Annotated in this window: 1 protein-coding gene; it reads right to left on the bottom strand. The window is 65.7% G+C overall.

Annotated elements, in window-relative coordinates:
• Positions 1-172: 172 nt before the first annotated feature.
• The gene (gene ltrA / locus P3X83_RS43065) at positions 173-1,480 is read right to left on the bottom strand and encodes a group II intron reverse transcriptase/maturase (protein WP_277311239.1); all 1,308 of its coding nucleotides are present in this window, start codon (positions 1,478-1,480) and stop codon (positions 173-175) included.
• Positions 1,481-2,153: the final 673 nt, after the last annotated feature.

The raw sequence follows: 2,153 nt of genomic DNA on the forward strand, positions 1-2,153 counted from the left end.
GGATGTAGGGTCGGGAACTGGCGCGGTGGCGTCTCCTGACGGTAGGGCTCGGGGCCTGTCTTCCGCCGGTTTCCCGGTCGGCTGTGCCCTCCCCGATGACCATGGCCAGGTTCATGGCTCCGTTTCCAGCTCCCGCCCGTCGAACCGTGCATGCGGTTCTCCCGCACACGGCTCACCGACGTCGTTCACCGCCGGCATTCGGTCTGTCCCGCCAGGGCTTACCCGCCCTGGGCGCGACGACGATTCCATACAAGCCGATCAGCCCCAGATCGACCGGTTGGGAGCGGGTCAGCACCCACCAGCCGAACGCCATGCTGCGGCGGTGACGCCGTCGTATGAAGTGCGCCAACCGTATCTGGGCGTATCGTCTGATCTTGCTGAGACACCGGGCTGAGTGTCCGTAACGGAAATACCCGGCCCAACCGCGCAGGAAGCCGTTCAGGTCCTGCACGATCGCCTCCGGCCACAGCAGCATCCGACGCCGGGCGGTGATCTCCCGGATCCGGTCGCGGGCGTGCTGCATGGCCTTGTCCGCGGGCCAGCGGGCGAGGAACACAAAAGGTCGTTTCCCGTTCAGGCCCCTGGATCTGACGAGCCGATGATGAAAGCCAAGAAAATCCAGGCCTTCCCCACCGACCTCCAGATGGACGATGCGCGTCTTGGCCGCCTTGGGCTCCAATCCCAGCTCGGCCAGCAGCCGGGTCAAGCGGGCCAGCGCCCTCTCGGCCTGACCGCGTGACCAGCACATCGCGATCAGATCGTCGGCATAACGGACCAGCCTCCCGTCTGCTTCGTCCCATGCCCGGTCCAGCCGGTGCAGATAGACGTTGCATAAGACGGGGCTGACCACCCCGCCCTGCGGGCTGCCGGTGACCTCACGCCGCACCTGCCCCTCGGCCATCACCCCGGCGCGCAGAATCTGCCGCAGGAGCTTCAGCAGGGACCGGTCACAGATGCGTTCCTCGATCGCTCGCATCAACTCCTGATGCGGAATCGCCGAGAAACAATCGGCGATATCCGTCTCGACCACCCACCGGCGCCCTTTCGCCTGCTCATCCACGAGCACTTGCAGAGCGTCGTGCGCCGACCGCCTCGGACGGAACCCAAAAGAGCAGTCGAGCATGTCCGCCTCAAAGACCGGTTCGAACACGATCTTTACGGCGGCCTGCACGATACGATCCCGAACCGCCGGGATCGACAACGGCCGATACTCCTCCCTGACCCCCGGCTTGGGAATCAGCACCCGGCGAGCGGGCAACGGACGATATCGCCCTTCCCGGAGTTCAGCGGCCAGCTCATCGAGCAGCCGGGCAACCCCGTACTCCTCGATCTGGTCCAGGGTGGTCTTGTCGATGCCGGGTGCGCCGTTGTTCGCGCGCACCCTGACCCACGCGCGCGCCAGGACGTCTCTGCGATAGACCTTGTCCATCAGCGCGTGGAACCTGCGTCCGGGATCAGCCTTGGCCGCCCGGTAGAGCACATGCTGCAAGGCACGGACCGGATCACGCGAACGTGATCCCGAAGCGGTGGGACTAGCCGAAACGGCACTCACCGGGCCTCCTCCATACAGACGCTGCGCATCGACGAAGTAGTGGCCCTTCCCTCACCGCCGGTTGTGTTGTCCGATCGGTTCGAGCGGTACTACGGCCACCTCCGACGCCCACCCGGCTCACCACCCACTTCCCGAGGCCATCGGTTATAGGGCGTGCCACTCCAATGACATGTTTCCGCAGGCCATCGGGCCGGGGAGGGCCTCCCCAGTTCCCGCCGCCACTATCGATGCGTTCCGCGCCCCATACGCCGGGGAGTCCTTGACGGCTGCTTCCAGGATCTTCACCGCGTCCATGGCCTTCGCCCCGATTTCGAGAGGCTCGGCACTCCCTCCTCCCACCCCGAAGGGCGGGCTGAGTAACGACGCCGCAGGCTTCGCTTCATGCTACGGACCGCACCATCGCTCCCCCTTTGCAGGGCTTTTGACGCTGGGCTTCGACCCCGCCCGTTTCCAGACGAAGCCGCCAGCCTGCTACCGGGCCTCCTGGCAGCTACCCGGACCGGACTTCCACCGGCAAGCGACGACGAGCTTACGAACAACAAGATCAGCCGCTACGTCACGGCTTCACCTCCTGCTCTGCTGGGCGCACGAAAAAGGTTCA

The sequence above is a fragment of the Spongiactinospora sp. TRM90649 genome (assembly GCF_029382225.1).
Taxonomy (GTDB): domain Bacteria; phylum Actinomycetota; class Actinomycetes; order Streptosporangiales; family Streptosporangiaceae; genus Spongiactinospora.